Genomic DNA, 17,113 nt, shown 5'->3' with positions numbered 1-17,113 from the left:
TGCAATATTTTGCCGCGGATTGCAAACGCCCTGCGTCAGCGCTCGTCCTTTCCGCCCTGGTCCAGATCCTCTTCGCCGGGGAATCCGGCCCCTGTGCCGGCAGCGGCGCCCCCGCCGGCCTTGGGATGCGCCCGATCATACACCCGCATGAGATGGTCCAGGCTCACCTGCGTATAGCGCTGGGTGGTCCTGAGACGACGATGCCCCAGAAGCTCCTGCACGCTGCGCAGGTCAGCCCCGCCGTCCAGCAGATGCGTGGCAAAGGAATGGCGCAGACCATGCGGAGAAATGACATGCCGCAGGCCGGCCTCCTGGCAGAGACGCTCCACAATGCGCACGGCCTCCCGCCGCTGCAAACGCTTGCCGCGTATGCCCACAAAAAGCGCCTTTTCCTCCTCTGCCGCAAAGAAGGTGCGGTCTTCCAGCCATTCCTGCAAGGCGGGAATGCTGCTGTCGGAAAGGGGCGCCAGGCGTTCCCGCCGGCCCTTGCCCAGCACACGCACCATGCCTGTCTGCAGATGCAGGTCATCCACATTCAAGGCCAGCGCCTCGGACACGCGCAGGCCGGAACCATACAGCAGTTCCGCCAGTGCCCTGTCCCGGCTGTCGCGCGGCGTGTCCGGCGCGGTCTCGTCACGGCTGTCCAGCAGGGCAAAGGCCTCGTCCACATTGAGCAGGCGGGGCTGATAGGTTTCCTGGCGGGGGTTGTGCACCTGGGCAGCCACATTGGCAGAAACCAGATGCTGGCGCAGGGCATACTGCAACAGACTGCGACAGGCCGAGAGCTTGCGGCACATGGAGGTCTTGGCCTCGCCCTGATGAAAAAGGTGTGCCAGAAAGGCCTGCACATCCCGCCGGGAGATGGTCTGCGGCATCCCCGCATCACCGCCCCTGGACTGCAGAAAGCGGGCAAATTCCAGCAGGTCCGTCCGGTAGGCCCGCACCGTGGCCGGAGCCAGGCCCCTTTCCAGTTCAAGCCACATGGCATGCGCCGCAAGCAGGCGAACCGCCCCCGCCGAAAGCTCCGCCCCAGCCTCTCCCCCTGTGGCCGCCACAGAAGGCGGCACGGCCGTCCGCCGCTTCATGATTGCACCTCATAGTGTGCTCCGGGCAGACGGCGCACCCTGCCCGCCATCTCCAGCCCCAGCAGTGTCACAGCCAGGGCGGCACTGTCCTGCCCGGCCAGTCTGGCCAGCTCATCCACATGCAACGGTCCCTGCTCCCGCAAAAGCAGCATCAGCTGGTCCTCTACCCCTGCCGCCAGCAGAAGACGGGCTTCCGGGCAGTCTGCCTGCGGAGATGACGACGCCCTTTCGTCAGAAAACGTGCCGGAGTCAGCCGCGTCCTGCTCCTGCGGCGCGTTCTGCTGCGGAGGCGCCGTCAGCGGGGCTGTTTCTTCCTCAGCAAGGCAGCGGCGCTCGCTGGCTGAACGGCTGTCCAGCAGTGTTCGGCTGATGCCGTACGCCTGAAGGCGGTCTGCCAGATCACGCAGAATATCCTCGGCGCTGAAAACCGGACGAGCACCCTGCCGGATAAGTTCCTGTACGCCGCAGCAGCGCCTTTCCAGGGCAGGCCCCGGCACGGCATAGACCTCCCTGTTCTGCTCCAGAGCATTGCGGGCCGTAATCAGACTGCCGGAGCGGCTGGCGGCCTCCACCACCACAATCCCCAGAGAAAGCCCGCTGATGATGCGGTTGCGTATGGGAAAATGTTCGGGCAGCGCCCTGCTGCCCGGCGCAAATTCCGACAGCAGCAGCCCTTCCCGCTCCATGCGTGCAAAAAGACCGGCATTGCTCCTGGGATAGACCTGATCAATGCCCGTCCCCAGCACGCCGATGCTCCGGCCCACCTCGGGCAGCGCTGCGGCATGGGCTGCGGCATCCACCCCGCAGGCCATGCCGGAAACAATGGCCAGCCCGCAGGACGCCAGAAAACGGGCCATGTGCCCGGCAACCCGCAGAGCCTGGGAAGATGCCTGCCGTGACCCCACCACCCCGAGGCAGGGCGATGCCAGCAGGCTTGTATCACCCCGGCAATACAGAAACACGGGAGCATCGGGCAGCTCTCGGAGCAGGGCAGGATACAGCGGGTCTGTCCACAGCAGCAGGCGGGCATCCAGGCGCTGTGCCGCATTCCACTCTTCCAGGGCAGCCTCCCGCCACCCGCCCGAGGCCAGTTCCCGAGCCATGGCCTGCCGGCCTTCCGATGCCTGACGCGCCGCATCCAGCAGCGCGCCATAGGCGGCATAGGCACTGTGGTGACGGCGCAGCAGGCGTGCCCGGGTCCGTGGCCCCAGGCCCCGGCAATGACGCAAGGCAAGACTGGCCCAGAATTCCCTGCGGCCTGTCTCGTCAAGCTCCTGCCACCGCGGGCAGCCTGAGGGGGAAGAGGCGAGCGTCAAGGCCATTCCGTCAGCGGCCAAGCCTTCGGGCACGGATGGTTCCCGCAGCTTCCGAAGCGGGGAATCGGGCCAGAACCTGCGCATACTGCCGGCGGGCGCCAGGCCGGTTTCCCAGACGGTTCAGGGTCATGCCGGCCTTGAGCATGGCATCGGCGCTCTTGTGATGCCGGGGGTAACGGCTGCTCACTGTCAGAAAATGTTCCAGCGCCTCCGCATAGCGTCCCTGGGAATACAGTGCCTCGCCTGTCCAGTATTCGGCATTGGGCGCAAACCTGCCCCCGGGATACTGTTGCAGAAACTGCCGGAACGCCGCAATGGCCTCCGCATTGCACCCGCGCAGAACCAGCGCCAGAGCCGCCTCGTACTCTTGCTTTTCTGTCCGGGAAGACGGCGCCGCGGCCGTCGCCGCAAGAAGCTGCCCGGTGGTGTCCTCACGAGACGGCGACAGGCCGTCATCCAGCGTCTTCAGACCCGCCAAGTCTGGAAAGGGCGCCTGGGCATCCCCGGCCCGGGAGGCCGGCGTTCCCGGCAAAGGCGGCTGCGCCAGAGACCGCGGGGAAGGGGACGGCGTGGACTTCCCTGCGAACGGGTGCACAGCGGCCGGCGTCACGCCCCCTGAATGCGGACGGGAAGGGACGGATACCGCCCTGTCCCTGGCCGGAACGGCTCGCCCCGCAGGACGCACCGCACCGGAAGGAAGCCCCCTCTGCACGGCAGAGGCATTGTCGCCGCCACCGGGATGCCGCAGCTCCGCCGGAGAAGGCAGATAGCCCGGGATGGCCACCAGACCGGTCTTGCGGTCGCCGGCACGCGTGCGCACTTCATAGGGAGACTCGCTCAAGATGGTCAGGCGGCGATCCAGCTCGTCCGTCTTCTTTTCCAGCTGCGCGATGCGCAGTTCGGCCTGCTGCATCTCCGCCTGCATGGCCTGATGGCCGCAGCCGCCCGTCAGAACCACGCATATCATGGGTAGTACTATGGCTGCTTTTTTCATGTGCTGTCACCGTTTTCTGCTTGCTGCCGGCGTGGCGTCTTTGTGCCGCCCGGTACTGTCGGGGGACGAAATGCCCCTGTCACAAAATAAAAAAAAGCGCAGACCATAGCAAGCCGCCGCTTCCTGCCTGAAAAGGCACGAGGCGCTCTCCCGGATTTCAGGAAAGGACCGTTGCTCAAGGCTTGCAGCAGCGCCCGTTTTCAGGCAAAGATTCCTGCGGGGAACGCGGAACGGCTTTCCCCGCATCATTTCTACAGGCGGTCATCATGTACGCATTTCTTGCCCAGTATCCTGTCTTGCAGACCATCGCGGATACAGCCATCAGCATTGTTCCGCTGGCGCTGCTCTTTGCCTTTTCCGGCCTGCCCCTGATCTCCTCCACCGGCGAAATCCTGGCCATTCGCCGCAAGCGCTCCTTCTATGCCAAATGTGCCCTGCAGCTGGCCATGCTCAGTCAGGGCATCGGCTGGGTGCTGCTGGTGGGCGGACGCATCTGGCTCTATCTGACCACAGAGGACGTCCCCCCCAGTGCCGTTCTGGGCGCGGCGCGTGAAATGAGCTGGCTGGCCCTGGGGATGGCCGTGGTTTTCAACTGCATTTACTTCTTCCTCTGGAAAGCCATGAGCAAGCTGCCGGTACTGCACATCGGCATCGGCCTGCTCAATGCCCTGCAAAGCCTGCTGGCCCTGCTGCTTGTGCTGGGAACCATGCGCATCGATGCCGTGGTCCGGCTGCCGCAGGTGGACGGCACGGTCACCCTGGCCGACGTCATTCTGCCCATGCTGGGCACCAGCTATGCCCACGTGGTGGCCTATACCCCCTTCCTCTTTCTGGCCATGCCGGCCGCCTTTGGCTGCGTCTGGCTGCTGCTGCGCCGCAAGAGCGACGATTACGGGCGCGATCACTATGCCACGGTGCTGCCGTGGTGCGCCGGCTGGGCGCGCAATGCCTGGATTGTTCTCTGGCTTGCCCTGCTCGCCTTCAGCGGGCTGGAAGTCTACCGGCAGATGCAGGAAGGAAGTTTTGTGATGCAGGATGGCATCACCGCCGGCATACGTGTGCTGCTCTGGCTCATTCCCGTGCTGCTCTGGACGCTCACGGCACGCAGTACCACCCCCATGCGGCACAAGCTGGCCCTTGTGGTGGCCCTGCTGCTGAGCTGCGCCTTCATGCTGCCCTTCTTCATGGAACTGACCAACTGGCAGCCCCTGCCCTGACGCTGGCAGCCCCGACGCCTGTTGCAGCGGCCGTCCCCACGGGGCGGCCGCTTTCGCATGCCGGCACCCCGTGCCCCGGCAGGCACGGGGCAAAATGCCGTCCGCCTGTTTTCCCCCTTGCGAACAGACGACGCTTGCGTATACTGCCTTGCAGAGAAACGCTATGACTCAGTCCCTCTACCCCCTTTTTCTGAACCTGCATGATGCCTGCTGCCTGGTGGCCGGCTTTGGGGAAGTGGGCCGGCGCAAGGTTTCCGGCCTGCTCCAGGCCGGGGCAGGATGCGTGCGCGTGCGTGATCTGGCCCTGCCGCAGGATGACGAGGGCCGCCAGATGCTGGCACAGCCCCAGGTGGCCTTTCTTGCCCGGGCCTGTACGGCCGAGGATATTGCCGGCTGCCGGCTGGTCTTTGCCGCCACCAGCGATGCCGGAGAAAATGCACGCATTGCCGCCCTGTGCCGGGAACAGCAGGTGCTCTGCAACTGTGTGGATGCCCCACGTCAGGGAGATTTCATGGTTCCGGCCGTGGCCCGCAAAGGCGATCTGGCCCTGGCCCTGTCCACAGGGGGAGCCAGCCCGGCCCTGGCCCGCCGCTGGCGCCGGGAGCTGGAAGAATGGCTGGAACCGCGCGAAAGCCTGTCCCGCCTCATGGGGCGCCTGCGCGCGCCCATTCTGGCCCTGGGGCACGACTCGCGGCAAAACAGAGAGCTGTTCCGCACACTGGCGGAATCCCCCTTGCAGCACTGGCTGCAGGAGGGCAACAGGGAAGCCTGCCGAGAATTTCTCATCCGCAAGCTGCCCCCCGAACTGCACACCCGTATCACGGAGTTTCTGCATGATCTCTCCTGAACTTTCCACCGCACTGGTCCTTTGCCTCTATGGCGCGGCAACGGTCATCGGCATGGCGGGCATGCTCATGCGCAATGCCGCCCTGCGTCAGACCGGCTGCTGGCTGGCCGGCCTGGGCTTTCTTGCCCAGACGCTCATGCTTGCCCTTGGTTTTCACAAGGCCCTGCCCGACGGCCTGAGCCTCGGGGCCTACCTCCAGATGCTAGCCTGGTTTGTCCTGCTCTGCGGCCTCATTTCCCGCCTGCGCTTCCGGCAGGAGGCCACGCTGCTCTTTGCCGCCCCCCTGTCCCTCATGCTCTTTGCCATGTCGGCTCCCTATCTTTCGGCCGTGGTCAAGGTGCCGCCGCAGCTCAACGCGCCCTTCTATGCCCTGCACATCGGGGCGCTGTTCCTGAGCCTCGGCCTGCTGGCACTGGGTTTTGCCGCCGGCTGCATCTTTCTTTTTCTGGAAGGCCGCATCAAGTCCAAGCAAACCATGAAGGGCTTCTGGCAGGATATGCCCGCCCTTTCCCTGCTGGACAAGATCAATGCCTTCACCACCATGACGGCCTTTCCCCTGTACACCCTGGGCATTGTGTCCGGCCTGCTCTGGGCCAAGCCGGTTTTCGGCGCCACATTCAAGGGTGATCCCAAGGAAGTGGTCAGTCTCGTCACCTGGCTGTTGCTGGCCGTGCTTTTCCACAACCGTCTGGCCAGAGGCTGGCGCGGCCGCAAGCCCGCCCGGCTTCTCGTGCTGGTCTTCGGCCTGTCCATCTTTTCCATCATCGTGGTGAATACCCTCATGGAAACGCACCACGCCTTTATGAGAAGCTGACGTAAACCATGAACTGTGATCTTGTACTTGTCGGTCTCAATCATCGTACGGCAGGCGTCGACGTGCGCGAACGCTTTGCACTGGTCAATCACTGCAATGCGGAAAGCTGGGCCGTGCCCTGTGAAGGCGCCATCAGTGAAGCGCTGATTCTCTCCACCTGCAACCGCGTGGAACTGCTGGCCGCCGGCCATGGCGACATGCTGGCCGAACAAATGCTGCGCGACTGGGCCGAAACCTGCCAGACCAGCGTGGACGAACTGCGCCCCTACGTCTATATCCACACGGGGGCAGAGGCGGTGCGCCACCTCTTTTCCGTGGCGTCCAGCCTGGATTCCATGGTCCTGGGCGAGCCGCAGATCCTCGGCCAGCTCAAAAGCGCCTACCGCAAGGCCGCGGCCTGCCACGCCACGGGCATCATCCTGAACCGTCTGCTGCACAAGGCCTTTTCCGTGGCCAAGCGCGTGCGCACGGAAACGGCTGTGGCCTCCAGCGCCGTATCCATCAGCTATGCGGCCGTGGAGCTGGCCAAACGCATCTTTGGCGACATGCCGTCGCATCGCGCCATGCTGCTGGGCGCCGGGGAAATGGCCGAACTGGCCGCCACACACCTGCTGCAGGCCGGCATTGCCGAAATTCTCGTGGCCAACCGGACCTTTTCCCGAGGCGAAGAGCTGGCCAGCCAGTTCAACGGGCGCGCCATTCCCTTCAACTCCATTGCCGAACATCTGGTGGATGTGGACATCATCATCGCCTCCACCGGCTCGCAGGAGGCGGTCATCCGCGCCCGCGACATCCGGGCCGTACTCAAGGCCCGCAAGAACCGGCCCATGTTCTTCATCGATATTGCCGTTCCCCGCGACATTGACCCGGATGTCAACGGCCTGGACAATGTCTACCTGTACGACATCGACGACCTTAAAGAAGTAGTTGAAGAAAACCTGGCCACCCGCCGGGACGAAGCCCGCAAGGCTGCCGAAATTGTTGATGAAGAGGTGGAACATTTCGCGCAGTGGGTGCACAGTCTGGACATGCAGCCCACCATTGTGGACATCATCAACCGTGGCGAGCACATGGCCGACGAGGAGCTGGCCCGGACCCTCAAGCGCCTGGGGCCGGTTTCGGAAGAAGTGCATGAAGCACTGGATGTCATGGCCAAGGCCCTGGTGCGCAAGCTCAACCATGATCCCATCATGTTTCTCAAGCAGGGCATCACCTCGCAGGACGGCATGGCCGCCCGCATAAGCCTCATGCGGCGCATGTTCAACCTGGACGGCAATACCTGTAGTTTCTCCCGGCAGGGCAAGCACTGATGCGGGCCTATGTGGCGGAGGACCTGCCGGCCGACGGCTGCCGTCGTCTGGCCGATCACCTGCGTCAGCAGGGGCTGGCCTCCGGGCTGGAAGGGCTGTTCTGGCTGCCTGTTCCTGAACAGCTCTGGACCCCGTTGCAGCGGGCACATGCCGCCAGCTGCGGCCCCTATGTGGTGGCCCTGGAGGTAGCCCCCACCAGCCTGCGCCTGGAGCTGCTCGTCCGGGCACAGGGACGGCTGCACTGCCAGTGCATCGGTCCGGCAGCGGCGCCGGTACGCAACGCGCTTCTGGATCTGCTGGAGGCGCTCATTCAGCGCCACTGCCTGCCGCAATAGCATGCTGCCGCACCAGCTTGCAGACCTTGCCCCTGCCGCGGCCCGCACCTGCCTTTCGGTGGAACGCTTCTGCCGCCAGCTGGGCGCGCCCCAAGACGGTCAGCATCTGCTGCTGGCCCTTTCCGGCGGCGCCGATTCCACGGCGCTGGCCATTCTCCTTTCCCTGCTGGCCCCACGCCGACGCTGGCAGCTGACGGCCTGCACCGTCAACCATGGCCTGCGGGCAGATGCGGCAGATGATGTGCGCTTTGTGCAGCACCTGTGCACCCGGCTTGCCCTGCCCTGCCATTGTGTGCACGCCGATGTTGCCGCACTGGCCCGCCAGCAGAAGCGCGGCACGGAGGATGCCGCCCGCACGGCCCGCTATGCCCTGCTGGAAGAGGTACGCCGCCGCACAAACTGCCAGTGGATACTGACAGGGCACCAGCGGGAAGACCTTTGCGAAGATCAGCTCATGCGCCTCATTCGGGGCACCGGCTGGCCGGCCCTGGGCGGCATGAGCGCCAGGGATGACCAGCGGCACCTGCTGCGCCCCCTGCTCATGCTCTCCGGGCGCCGCCTGCGCCAGCTGCTTCAGGAATGGCACGTCAGCTGGCGGGAAGATGCCTCCAATGCAGACATGCGCTTTCTGCGCAACCGTATCCGCCACCAGCTTCTGCCGCGCCTGGAAGAGGAAAACCCGGCCTACGGACAGGCAGCTGGCCAGCTCTGGCAGCTTGCCCGCTGCGATGCCGACTACTGGGATGCCACTGTGGAGGCTGCCCTTGCCCTGCATCCCTGGCACCAGCAGGACGATGCCATCACCCTGCCCCGCCCCCTCCTGGCCAGCCAGCCCCAGGCTGTCCGCCTGCGCTGCTACCTGCGGGCCATACGCCACCTGTCCCGCCAGCATGGCGGCCAGCCCAGGGCGGAACGCCTGCTGGCACTGGACCGTGCCTGGCAGGAAGGACGGGGAGGCACCTGCTTTCAGTTTCCCGGCGGCCTGGAAGCCGTACTCCGTCAGGGCGCCGTCACCCTGCGCCCCGCCGTGCCCCGGCCAGCCCCGCACTCCCTCAAAAAATAACGCCCCGCACAGACAGCGGGGCGTCATTTTTTTACCGGTCAAGGGGGCAGGATCAGGCCGTCTTCCGCAGCATCTCCCGCACGGTGGCGGCAATGTGGGGGGCATCCAGGCCCACCAGCTGACGCAATTGCTTCTGCGTGCCGTGTTCCACAAAGGTATCGTCAATACCCAGGCGGCGTATGTGCTGCCCATGCAGGCAGCCGGCATCATTCCAGAATTCCAGCACAGCGGACGAGAAACCGCCGGCCCGTATGCCCTCTTCCAGCAGCAGAATGGTGGAGAAGCGCTGTGCCAGTTCCCGCAGCTGCTCTTCCGGCAGCGGCTTGAGCCAGATGGCATCAAAAACAAGGCATTCTACGCCTTCTCCGGCCAGTTCTTCCGTGGCAGCCAGTGCGGGGTGCACACAGCTGCCCACAGCAATGATGGCCACATCCCGGCCTTCGCGCAGGATCTCGCCCTGTCCCTGGGGCAGCAGATGGGGCGTGCCCGTCAGCTCCACCCCCACACCTGCCCCGCGCGGAATGCGCATGGCGCACGGCCCGTCACAGGCCAGGGCGGTTTTGAGACAATGGCGCAGCATGTTTTCATCCCGCGGAATCACCAGGCGCATGGCGGGAATATGGCGCAGATAGGCCATATCGAAAACGCCATGATGTGTGGCCCCGTCTTCTCCCACCAGGCCGGCCCTGTCGATGCAGAAGGTGACGGGCAGGCGTTGCAGGCAGACATCATGCACAATCTGGTCATAGGCGCGCTGCAGGAAGGTGGAATAGATGGCCACCACCGGCCGCAGCCCCTGGCTGGCCATACCGGCCGCAAAGGTGACGGCATGCTGCTCGCAGATGCCCACATCCGTGAAGCGTTCGGGAAACTGCTGCTGAAAGAGCTGCGTTCCCGTGCCTTCAATCATGGCTGCCGTGATGGCCATGATACGCGAATCTTCCTTGGCCAGTTCCACCAGGGTCTTGCCGAAGATGGAGGTATAGGACGGGGGCGCCGGCACGGAAGGCGGCACCGCCTTGCCCGTTTCCGGCGAGAAATGCCCCACACCGTGAAAATGCGTGGGGTCCTTTTCCGCCGGCGCGTAGCCCTTGCCCTTGCGGGTTCGCACGTGCAGCAGCACGGGGCCGTCCTCCACGGCAGCGGCCATCTGGAGATGGCGCTTCAGGGAGACGATGTCATGCCCGTCCACAGGCCCGATATAGGTAAAGCGGAAGGCCTCAAAGAGCATGCCCGGCGTAAAGAAGGACTTGAAGCTCCACTCTCCGCGCATGGCATAGGTGGCCAGCTTGTGCCCCACCAGAGGCACGGAACGCAGGAAGGCCAGCACATCCTTGCGCATCTGCCGCACCCAGCGCCGGGACAGGGTCCGGCTCAGGAAACAGGACAGTGCCCCCACATTGGGCGAAATGGATATTTCATTGTCATTGAGCACCACAATGAGCCGCCGCCCCATGTGGCCGGCCAGGTTCAGGCCCTCGAAAGCCTCGCCGCCGGTCAGGGAGCCGTCGCCAATGACGGCCAGCACATGGTGCTTCTGTTGCAGATAGTCGCGGGCCACGGCCATGCCCAGCGCTGCCGAAATGGAGGTGGAGGAATGCCCCACCCCAAAATGGTCATAGGGGCTTTCTTTCCGGCGGGGAAATCCGGCAAGCCCGCCCAGCTTGCGCAGCGAGTCAAAGGACGCATTGCGCCCGGTCAGCAGCTTGTAGGCATAGGACTGATGTCCCACATCCCAGATGATCCTGTCCTGCGCCGCATCAAAGGTGGACAGCAGGGCCAGCGTCAGTTCCACCACGCCCAGCGAGGGAGCCAGATGCCCCCCGTTGCGGGAAACCACGTCAATGATGCGCCGGCGCAGCTCCGCAGCCAGTTTGACAAGGTCTTCATCCTTGAGACCGGCCACCTGCGCGGGATCCACAATGGTATCGAGAAGCGGCGTTCCGCCCTGGGTATCCATACCTACGCCGTGCGGTTGACCGTGTAATCAGCAAGCGCGGCCAGGAATTCCGCCTCCCGGCCGTGGAAGCCCTGCAACGCAGCCTTGGCGTCATCGGCATACTGCCGGGCCAGCTGGCGGCTCTGGTCAAGGCCCAGCATCTTGGGATAGGTATTCTTACCCTGTTCCGCGTCACTGCCCGCAGGCTTGCCCAGCGTTGCGGTATCGGAAACCACGTCCAGAATATCGTCTGCAATCTGGAAGGCCACCCCCAGGGCCGCACCAAACTGCCCTATGGCCTTGAGGCGGGAGGCATCCACCCCGGCCAGTAGCGCACCGCAGGTGCAGGACGCCCGCAGAATGGCCCCGGTCTTCATGGAATGCATGAGCCGGAGCTGATCCAGGGTAATGGATTCCATCCCCGTAAAGATCATATCCCATTCCTGACCGCCCACCATGCCGGGAGAACCGGCGGCAAAGGCAAATTCGCGCAGGGCGGCCAGCACCCGCTCGGCCGGCATGTCCATGCCGCTCATGAACCAGAAGGCATCGGTCAGCAGACCGTCCCCGGCCAGAATGGCCGTGGCTTCGTCAAAGGCCTTGTGGTTGGAGGGCTTGCCCCGGCGCAGGTCATCGTCGTCCATGGCCGGCAGGTCATCGTGAATGAGCGAATAGGTATGCACCATTTCAATGGCTGCCGCAAAGGGCAGCACGCTTTCCGGAGCCAGGCCGCACATGCCGGCCGTGCTCATGCACAGCACGGGGCGAAGGCGCTTACCCCCGGCCTGCAGGCTGTAGAGCATGGACTCCCGAAGGCGCGGCGGCATTTCGCGGCCGTCACAGCAGCCGGCCAGCCAGTCCTCAACCTTTGAGCCGCGTTCCTTGAGCAGCGTTTTCATTTCCTGCGGTGTCATATTATTCCTCCTCGTCCGCTTCAACGGACACGGCTTCATTAAGAGCAAAGGGCTTTTCCTCGCCGTCCTGCCAGATGCTCAGCTGGTGGCGGGCCTTTTCCAGCTGTTCGCGGCACAGTCGCGAACATTCCACACCTTCCTGGTACAGGGCCATGCCCTTTTCCAGCGGCAGATGCCCGTCTTCCAGGGCGCTCACGATTTCCTGCAGGCGGGCCATGCGCCCTTCAAAGGTGGCAGGAACCTTGATTCGGGAATTTCTCATGACTGGACAAAGGTTGTTAGGGTTTCCGTTTTCGGGATGCGGCCGCCAGACATGTTCCCGGGAAAGCCGGAAACATGCCCTTCCGGGCAGGCTGACGAGCCGTGCAGGTTCCTGGTTTACGTGACCAGACCCTGCTCCACCCCGCGTTCCGGCACCTGCGGCCTGGGGCACAGCGCCATCCGCGCGGGACACTCCCGCCGGCACCCGCGTTCAAACACCCGTGCAGGCCATTCCCGGTTCGCAACAGCCCGTCGGCGCCCGCGGACTTCCCCTCGTACAGCGAGATCGGACAGCAGGGCACGGCCCTCTTCCACCAGAGCATGCGGGCGGCACGGGCCTGTCAGCTGCCGGTTCGCGTTGGGGGCAAAGCAGAAAAAAGCGTGCCCTTTTCTCCGGCCGGACAGGGATCAGGATGTTTCCTTCCCGTCCGTGCGGGGGCGTATCCAGCGGACTGTAGCCCCCAGCGAGCCATCGCGCAAGCGTATGCGCACATCCTGTCCTGCATGCACGCTGGCAAGATCGGAAAGCACCCTGCCCGCCTCATCCTGCATCATGGCATAGCCACGTTCCAGGGGACGCAGGGGATCACAGGCGGCCAGACGCAGGGTCAGGCGGTCCAGCTCCTCTTCCGCCCGGCGCACAAGGCCCAGAGCGTTGGCATCCAGGCGCTGCCTGTACCAGAGCCACGCCTGTTCGCAGCCGGCAAGCAGGCGCGGCAGGGCCGCATGCAGGCGCTGCGTTTCATGACGCAGGGCCACCTCATGCGCCATGAGACGGGCAGCGCTCCAGTGCGCTGCCAGCCCTCCGGCCAGGGTGGCCCGGGCGCGTTCCTGCCCGGCCAGCCATTGCTGCCCACCCCGGCGCAGTGCCTGTACAAGCCGGGAAAGCTCGTCATCCAGACGCCGGAGCTGCCGCGCCGGACCATTGCCGCGCAGCATGCGTGCGTACTGGGCATGCAGCAGCTCCCAGCGTTCCACACATCGCCGCTGTGCCCTGTGCAGGGAAAGTTCCACATCGTCCAGGCGCTGCATCAGCTCCTGCCGCGACGGCCAGAGCAACTGGGCCGCATGGCTGGGGGTGGCCGCCCGCACATCGGCCGTCATATCGGCCAGCGTCACGTCCACCTCGTGTCCGATGCCGGCCAGTACCGGCAGACGGGAACGAAACACGGCGTCGGCCACCATCTGTTCATTGAAGGCCCACAGGTCTTCCAGCGAGCCGCCCCCGCGCACCAGCACAATGACCTGCGGCCCGTCCGGATGCCCGGCCAGGGCATTGGCCGCTTCCAGCGCCGCCACCAGAGACGGCGCGGCAGCCGCCCCCTGCACCAGCGAGGGAAACAGACATATCCGCGCCCCGCTGCCCCGCCGCGAGGCGATGCGCCAGAAATCGTGAATGGCCGCCCCGGAAGGCGAGGTGACAAGGGCCACCCGGCGGGGGTTCCACGGCAGGGGGCGCTTGCGCTCCTGGGCAAAATAGCCGCGTGCCGCCAGCTGGCGCTTGCGTTCCTCAAAGGCCAGGGCAAGCCCCCCCTGGCCGAAGGGCTGGGCCAGCTCCACCACCAGCTGATACTGCCCGCGGGGGGCGTACACGCCCACGTGCCCCGCACAGACAATTTCCGCCCCCTGCCGCACCAGTACCTCGGGGGCCGGCGGCGGCGTTTCAAAGACTTCTCCTGTCAGCGGGTCAAAACGGCTGTGCTGGCGCTGGCTGCCGCGAAACCAGACACATTGCAGCTGGGCATCCGCATCCTTGAGCGTGAAGTAGAGATGCCCCGAGGCCGGACGGCTGATATTGCCGACCTCGCCACGCACCCAGACAAAGGGAAACTGCCGCTCCAGATGCCGCCGCAGACTGTCCGTCAGCTGACGGACAGTCTGTATGACCTGGGTATCCGCTGCCATGCCGCTGCTCCCTCGCGCACAGATCAGTGCCAGCCACCGTCTGTTCACCGGACGGCAGCCCGGCACGGGCAGGAAAGGCTTCCCCCCTTCCTGCCCCATGCCGCCATGCTAGGCCATGCGGGTCTACCAGCCCTGGCGCACGCCGTCCATCCAGGCGGCCAGCGATTCGTCCAGGGTATCCAGGGGCAGCTCGCCCTTTTCGCCGGTGCGACGGTCCTTGCATTCCACAATACCGCGGGCAAGGCCCTTGCCACCCACCACCAGCTGCATGGGCGCGCCGATGAGGTCCGCATCCTTGAACTTCACACCGGGGCGTTCCTCGCGGTCATCCAGCAGCACGGTCACGCCCTGCCCTTCCAGCAGATCGTGCAGGGCATCGGCCCGGGCGCTGACCTCTTCCTTGCCGGGATCCAGATTGAGCACCATGCACTGCACGGGAGCAATCTGCGGCGGGAAGATGATGCCGTTTTCGTCGTTGTTCTGTTCGATGGCCGCCGCCACCACACGGGACACCCCGATACCGTAGCAGCCCATGATCATGACCTGCTCCTTGCCGGTTTCATCCAGGAAGACGGCATGCATGGCATCGCTGTACTTGGTGCCCAGCTTGAAGATATGGCCCACTTCAATGCCCTTGGGCAGCTCGATGGGAGCGCCGCAGCGCGGGCAGCAGTCCTCGGCCGTAATGGCCCGCAGGTCGGCATAGGCCGTTATCCGGGCATCGCGCTTCAGGTCCACATGGCGCAGGTGGGCATCCGCCGCATTGGCACCCACCACATAATCCGTGGCGCCTTGCAGTTCCAGATCGGCATAGACGGGCACCTCCAGCCCCACAGGACCGGCAAAGCCCACGGGGGCATGGGTCAGCTCCTCCACCACGGCGGCCGTGGCCAGCTGCACTTCCTGCGCCTTGAGCAGATTCTTGAGCTTGATGTCATTGACTTCACGGTCGCCACGCACCAGCACGGCCACATGGCGTCCGTCCACGGTGAAGAGCATGGTCTTGACCACGGAAGACGGCGCTATGCCCAGCAGGGCGCTCACTTCCTCCACGCTGTGGGCGCCGGGGGTGGGCACCGTTTCGCAGGGGGCGCAGGTTTCGGTGCAGGGCGTGCCCTTCCAGACCACTTCGGCCCGCTCCACATTGGCGGCATACTGACAGGCCGTGCAGGCGGCGATGGTATCCTCGCCCGTTTCGGCCAGCACCATGAATTCATGCGAGAAATTGCCGCCGATGGAGCCGGTGTCCGCCTCCACGGCGCGGAAACGCAGGCCCAGACGGCTGAAAATGCGCATGTAGGTATCGTACATGAGTTTATAGCTGGCGTCGGCGCCGGCATCATCCACGTCAAAGGAATAGCCGTCCTTCATGACAAATTCGCGACCGCGCATGAGGCCGAAGCGGGGGCGGATCTCGTCACGGAACTTGCTCTGGATCTGATAGAGCCGCACGGGCAGCTGACGGTAGGAACGCACCTCGCCGCGCACCAGATCGGTGATCACTTCCTCATGCGTGGGGCCAAGGCAGTAGTCGCGGTCGTTGCGGTCCTTGAAGCGCAGCAGCTCCTTGCCGTAATGATCCCAGCGGCCGGTTTCCTTCCACAGGTCTCCGGGAATGACCATGGGCATGAGCAGCTCCTGAAAGCCGGCGGCATTCATTTCCTCGCGCACCACGCGGGCCACATTGTCAATGGCCCGCAGCCCCAGCGGCAGATAGATGTACACACCGGAGGTGAGCTTGCGCACCATGCCGGCGCGCAGCAGAAGCTTGTGACTGACGACCTCGGCCTCGGCCGGAGTTTCCTTGAGGGTGGGAATATAGCTGGAGCTGAAACGCATCAGGCGGATTCCTTTTCCTTGAGCAGGAGTTGCAGTTCTTCCATGAAAGCCGCCAGCAGGGCGTCCTGCCCTCTGACGGTACGAATGACATTGCCCTTGCGGAAGATGATGCCCTTGTCACGGCCGCCGGCCAGTCCCAGGTCCGCCTCGCGGGCCTCTCCGGGACCATTGACCACACAGCCCATGACGGCCACCTTGATGTCGGCCGTGGAACCGGCCAGGCGCTCCTCAACCGCACGGGCCAGGGCAAAAAGATCGATTTCGGTGCGGCCGCAGGTGGGGCAGGAAATGATCTCCGGCCCGCGCCGCCGCAGCCCCAGGGCGCGCAGAATCTCGTAGGCAACCGTCACCTCTTCCGCCGGGTCCGCCGTCAGGGAAACGCGCAGCGTGTCGCCGATGCCTTCGTGCAGCAGAATGCCCAGCCCCACCGCTGACTTGACCGTCCCCCGCAGGAGCCCCCCGGCCTCGGTAATGCCGATGTGCAGGGGGTAGTCACAGGATGCGGCCAGCAGACGATAGGCTTCCAGCGAATCCAGCACCGAGGACGACTTGAGCGAAATCTTGGTATCGTAGAAGCCGCGGGCTTCCAGCATGCGCACATGGTTGAGCGCGCTCTCCACCATGGCCTGCGGACAGGGGCCGCCGTACTTTTGCAGCAGGCTCTTTTCCACGGATCCGGAATTGACGCCCACCCGGATGACTGCCCCGTGCGCCTTGGCGGCATCCACCACAGCGTCCACATGCTCGCGGGGGCCGATATTGCCGGGATTGATGCGCAGCCCTTCCAGGCCCGCTTCCAGGGCGGCAATGGCCAGGCGATAGTCAAAATGGATATCCGCAATGAGCGGCACGGGCGAGGCCTCGCGTATGGCGCGCAGTGCCCGTGCGGCGGCCTCGTCGGGAACGGCCAGCCGCACCGCCTCGCAGCCGCGCTGCACAAGGCGCCCTATCTGCGCCACCGTGGCATCCACGTCACGGGTATCCGTATTGGTCATGCTCTGCACCATTATGGGCGCATCGCCGCCCACACGCAGGCTCCCCAGCCGGATTTCACGACTTTTGCGCCGCATCATACACCTTCCTCCCTTGTGCGCGGCACAGCGGTACGTGCCGGCGCCATGGTCCGGGCCGGCGCTTCCGCACGCATGCCGGACAGCCTACCTCTCTACGCTATTTCCGCCGGCAAGCCAAGCCCTGCCCGGAGAGCGTCCCCCTTGCCAGCTGCGCCGGCATTGACTATAACCAGCCCGGCGCGTCCGCGATTCCGCCGCTGT

15 protein-coding genes are annotated in these 17,113 nt (G+C 64.9%); 6 read left to right on the top strand and 9 right to left on the bottom strand.

Annotated elements, in window-relative coordinates:
- Positions 1 to 35: 35 nt before the first annotated feature.
- Genes Q0J57_RS05095 through ybgF form a run of 3 tightly spaced genes read right to left on the bottom strand, consistent with a single transcriptional unit; the run spans position 36 to position 3,368 of the window.
- Complete coding sequence (locus Q0J57_RS05095) at positions 36 to 1,085, bottom strand: tyrosine recombinase XerC (RefSeq protein ID WP_297217776.1); 1,050 nt, start codon at positions 1,083 to 1,085, stop codon at positions 36 to 38.
- Positions 1,082 to 2,401, bottom strand: a complete 1,320-nt coding sequence (gene dprA / locus Q0J57_RS05090; RefSeq protein WP_297217774.1) for a DNA-processing protein DprA — start codon at positions 2,399 to 2,401, stop codon at positions 1,082 to 1,084. Before dprA ends, Q0J57_RS05095 begins: the two co-directional genes overlap by 4 nt.
- Before the next feature lie 10 nt (positions 2,402 to 2,411).
- Positions 2,412 to 3,368, bottom strand: coding sequence for a tol-pal system protein YbgF (ybgF, locus tag Q0J57_RS05085; RefSeq protein WP_297217771.1), 957 nt, complete (start codon positions 3,366 to 3,368; stop codon positions 2,412 to 2,414).
- A gap of 293 nt (positions 3,369 to 3,661) precedes the next feature.
- On the opposite strand from ybgF, the gene Q0J57_RS05080 reads away from it, so the two are divergent.
- The 6 genes from Q0J57_RS05080 (at position 3,662) to tilS (ending at position 8,981) form a co-directional block, all read left to right on the top strand.
- Positions 3,662 to 4,612, top strand: a complete 951-nt coding sequence (locus tag Q0J57_RS05080) for a hypothetical protein (protein ID WP_297217769.1) — start codon at positions 3,662 to 3,664, stop codon at positions 4,610 to 4,612.
- Positions 4,613 to 4,775: 163 nt separating this feature from the next.
- A complete protein-coding gene (locus Q0J57_RS05075; protein ID WP_297217766.1) occupies positions 4,776 to 5,459 on the top strand; it encodes a bifunctional precorrin-2 dehydrogenase/sirohydrochlorin ferrochelatase in 684 nt (227 codons plus the stop codon).
- A complete protein-coding gene (ccsA, locus tag Q0J57_RS05070; protein ID WP_297217763.1) occupies positions 5,446 to 6,273 on the top strand; it encodes a cytochrome c biogenesis protein CcsA in 828 nt (275 codons plus the stop codon). Before Q0J57_RS05075 ends, ccsA begins: the two co-directional genes overlap by 14 nt.
- A gap of 8 nt (positions 6,274 to 6,281) precedes the next feature.
- Positions 6,282 to 7,583: a glutamyl-tRNA reductase gene (gene hemA, locus Q0J57_RS05065; protein WP_297217760.1), complete on the top strand. Its 1,302-nt coding sequence runs from the start codon at positions 6,282 to 6,284 to the stop codon at positions 7,581 to 7,583.
- A complete protein-coding gene (locus Q0J57_RS05060) occupies positions 7,583 to 7,918 on the top strand; it encodes a hypothetical protein (protein WP_297217757.1) in 336 nt (111 codons plus the stop codon). The genes hemA and Q0J57_RS05060 overlap by 1 nt, the downstream gene beginning before the upstream one ends.
- A 1-nt stretch (position 7,919) precedes the next feature.
- A complete protein-coding gene (gene tilS, locus Q0J57_RS05055; protein WP_297217754.1) occupies positions 7,920 to 8,981 on the top strand; it encodes a tRNA lysidine(34) synthetase TilS in 1,062 nt (353 codons plus the stop codon).
- 52 nt (positions 8,982 to 9,033) lie between these two features.
- Here tilS and dxs read toward each other — a convergent pair whose 3' ends face one another.
- The 6 genes from dxs to ispG all read right to left on the bottom strand — a co-directional run bounded on the left by dxs (position 9,034) and on the right by ispG (position 16,912).
- Positions 9,034 to 10,941 (bottom strand): 1-deoxy-D-xylulose-5-phosphate synthase, encoded by a 1,908-nt coding sequence (dxs, locus tag Q0J57_RS05050; protein WP_297217751.1) that lies wholly within the window; start codon positions 10,939 to 10,941, stop codon positions 9,034 to 9,036.
- Between the two features lie 2 nt (positions 10,942 to 10,943).
- On the bottom strand, positions 10,944 to 11,834 hold the full coding sequence (locus Q0J57_RS05045; protein ID WP_297217748.1) for a polyprenyl synthetase family protein: 891 nt from the start codon (positions 11,832 to 11,834) through the stop codon (positions 10,944 to 10,946).
- A 1-nt stretch (position 11,835) separates the two neighbouring features.
- Positions 11,836 to 12,096: an exodeoxyribonuclease VII small subunit gene (gene xseB, locus Q0J57_RS05040; protein WP_297217745.1), complete on the bottom strand. Its 261-nt coding sequence runs from the start codon at positions 12,094 to 12,096 to the stop codon at positions 11,836 to 11,838.
- Between the two features lie 407 nt (positions 12,097 to 12,503).
- Positions 12,504 to 14,000: an exodeoxyribonuclease VII large subunit gene (gene xseA / locus Q0J57_RS05035; RefSeq protein WP_297217742.1), complete on the bottom strand. Its 1,497-nt coding sequence runs from the start codon at positions 13,998 to 14,000 to the stop codon at positions 12,504 to 12,506.
- Between the two features lie 123 nt (positions 14,001 to 14,123).
- Positions 14,124 to 15,839: a proline--tRNA ligase gene (locus tag Q0J57_RS05030; RefSeq protein WP_297217739.1), complete on the bottom strand. Its 1,716-nt coding sequence runs from the start codon at positions 15,837 to 15,839 to the stop codon at positions 14,124 to 14,126.
- Positions 15,839 to 16,912, bottom strand: coding sequence for a flavodoxin-dependent (E)-4-hydroxy-3-methylbut-2-enyl-diphosphate synthase (gene ispG / locus Q0J57_RS05025; RefSeq protein WP_297217737.1), 1,074 nt, complete (start codon positions 16,910 to 16,912; stop codon positions 15,839 to 15,841). The genes Q0J57_RS05030 and ispG overlap by 1 nt, the downstream gene beginning before the upstream one ends.
- Between the last annotated feature and the right edge of the window lie 201 nt (positions 16,913 to 17,113).

The sequence above is a fragment of the uncultured Desulfovibrio sp. genome, assembly GCF_944324505.1.
GTDB lineage: Bacteria > Desulfobacterota > Desulfovibrionia > Desulfovibrionales > Desulfovibrionaceae > Desulfovibrio.
Note: the sequence above shows the minus strand (reverse complement) of the source record. Positions and strands in the feature narration are given on the sequence as shown.

Coding starts and splice junctions, on each gene's coding strand:
- ispG (WP_297217737.1), bottom strand. CDS start 16,912: ATGATGCGGCGCAAAAGTCGTGAAATCCGGCTGGGGAGCCTGCGTGTG.
- Q0J57_RS05080 (WP_297217769.1), top strand. CDS start 3,662: ATGTACGCATTTCTTGCCCAGTATCCTGTCTTGCAGACCATCGCGGAT.
- Q0J57_RS05060 (WP_297217757.1), top strand. CDS start 7,583: ATGCGGGCCTATGTGGCGGAGGACCTGCCGGCCGACGGCTGCCGTCGT.
- Q0J57_RS05030 (WP_297217739.1), bottom strand. CDS start 15,839: ATGCGTTTCAGCTCCAGCTATATTCCCACCCTCAAGGAAACTCCGGCC.
- Q0J57_RS05095 (WP_297217776.1), bottom strand. CDS start 1,085: ATGAAGCGGCGGACGGCCGTGCCGCCTTCTGTGGCGGCCACAGGGGGA.
- tilS (WP_297217754.1), top strand. CDS start 7,920: ATGCTGCCGCACCAGCTTGCAGACCTTGCCCCTGCCGCGGCCCGCACC.
- xseB (WP_297217745.1), bottom strand. CDS start 12,096: ATGAGAAATTCCCGAATCAAGGTTCCTGCCACCTTTGAAGGGCGCATG.
- ybgF (WP_297217771.1), bottom strand. CDS start 3,368: ATGATATGCGTGGTTCTGACGGGCGGCTGCGGCCATCAGGCCATGCAG.
- dxs (WP_297217751.1), bottom strand. CDS start 10,941: ATGGATACCCAGGGCGGAACGCCGCTTCTCGATACCATTGTGGATCCC.
- hemA (WP_297217760.1), top strand. CDS start 6,282: ATGAACTGTGATCTTGTACTTGTCGGTCTCAATCATCGTACGGCAGGC.
- ccsA (WP_297217763.1), top strand. CDS start 5,446: ATGATCTCTCCTGAACTTTCCACCGCACTGGTCCTTTGCCTCTATGGC.
- Q0J57_RS05075 (WP_297217766.1), top strand. CDS start 4,776: ATGACTCAGTCCCTCTACCCCCTTTTTCTGAACCTGCATGATGCCTGC.
- Q0J57_RS05045 (WP_297217748.1), bottom strand. CDS start 11,834: ATGACACCGCAGGAAATGAAAACGCTGCTCAAGGAACGCGGCTCAAAG.
- xseA (WP_297217742.1), bottom strand. CDS start 14,000: ATGGCAGCGGATACCCAGGTCATACAGACTGTCCGTCAGCTGACGGAC.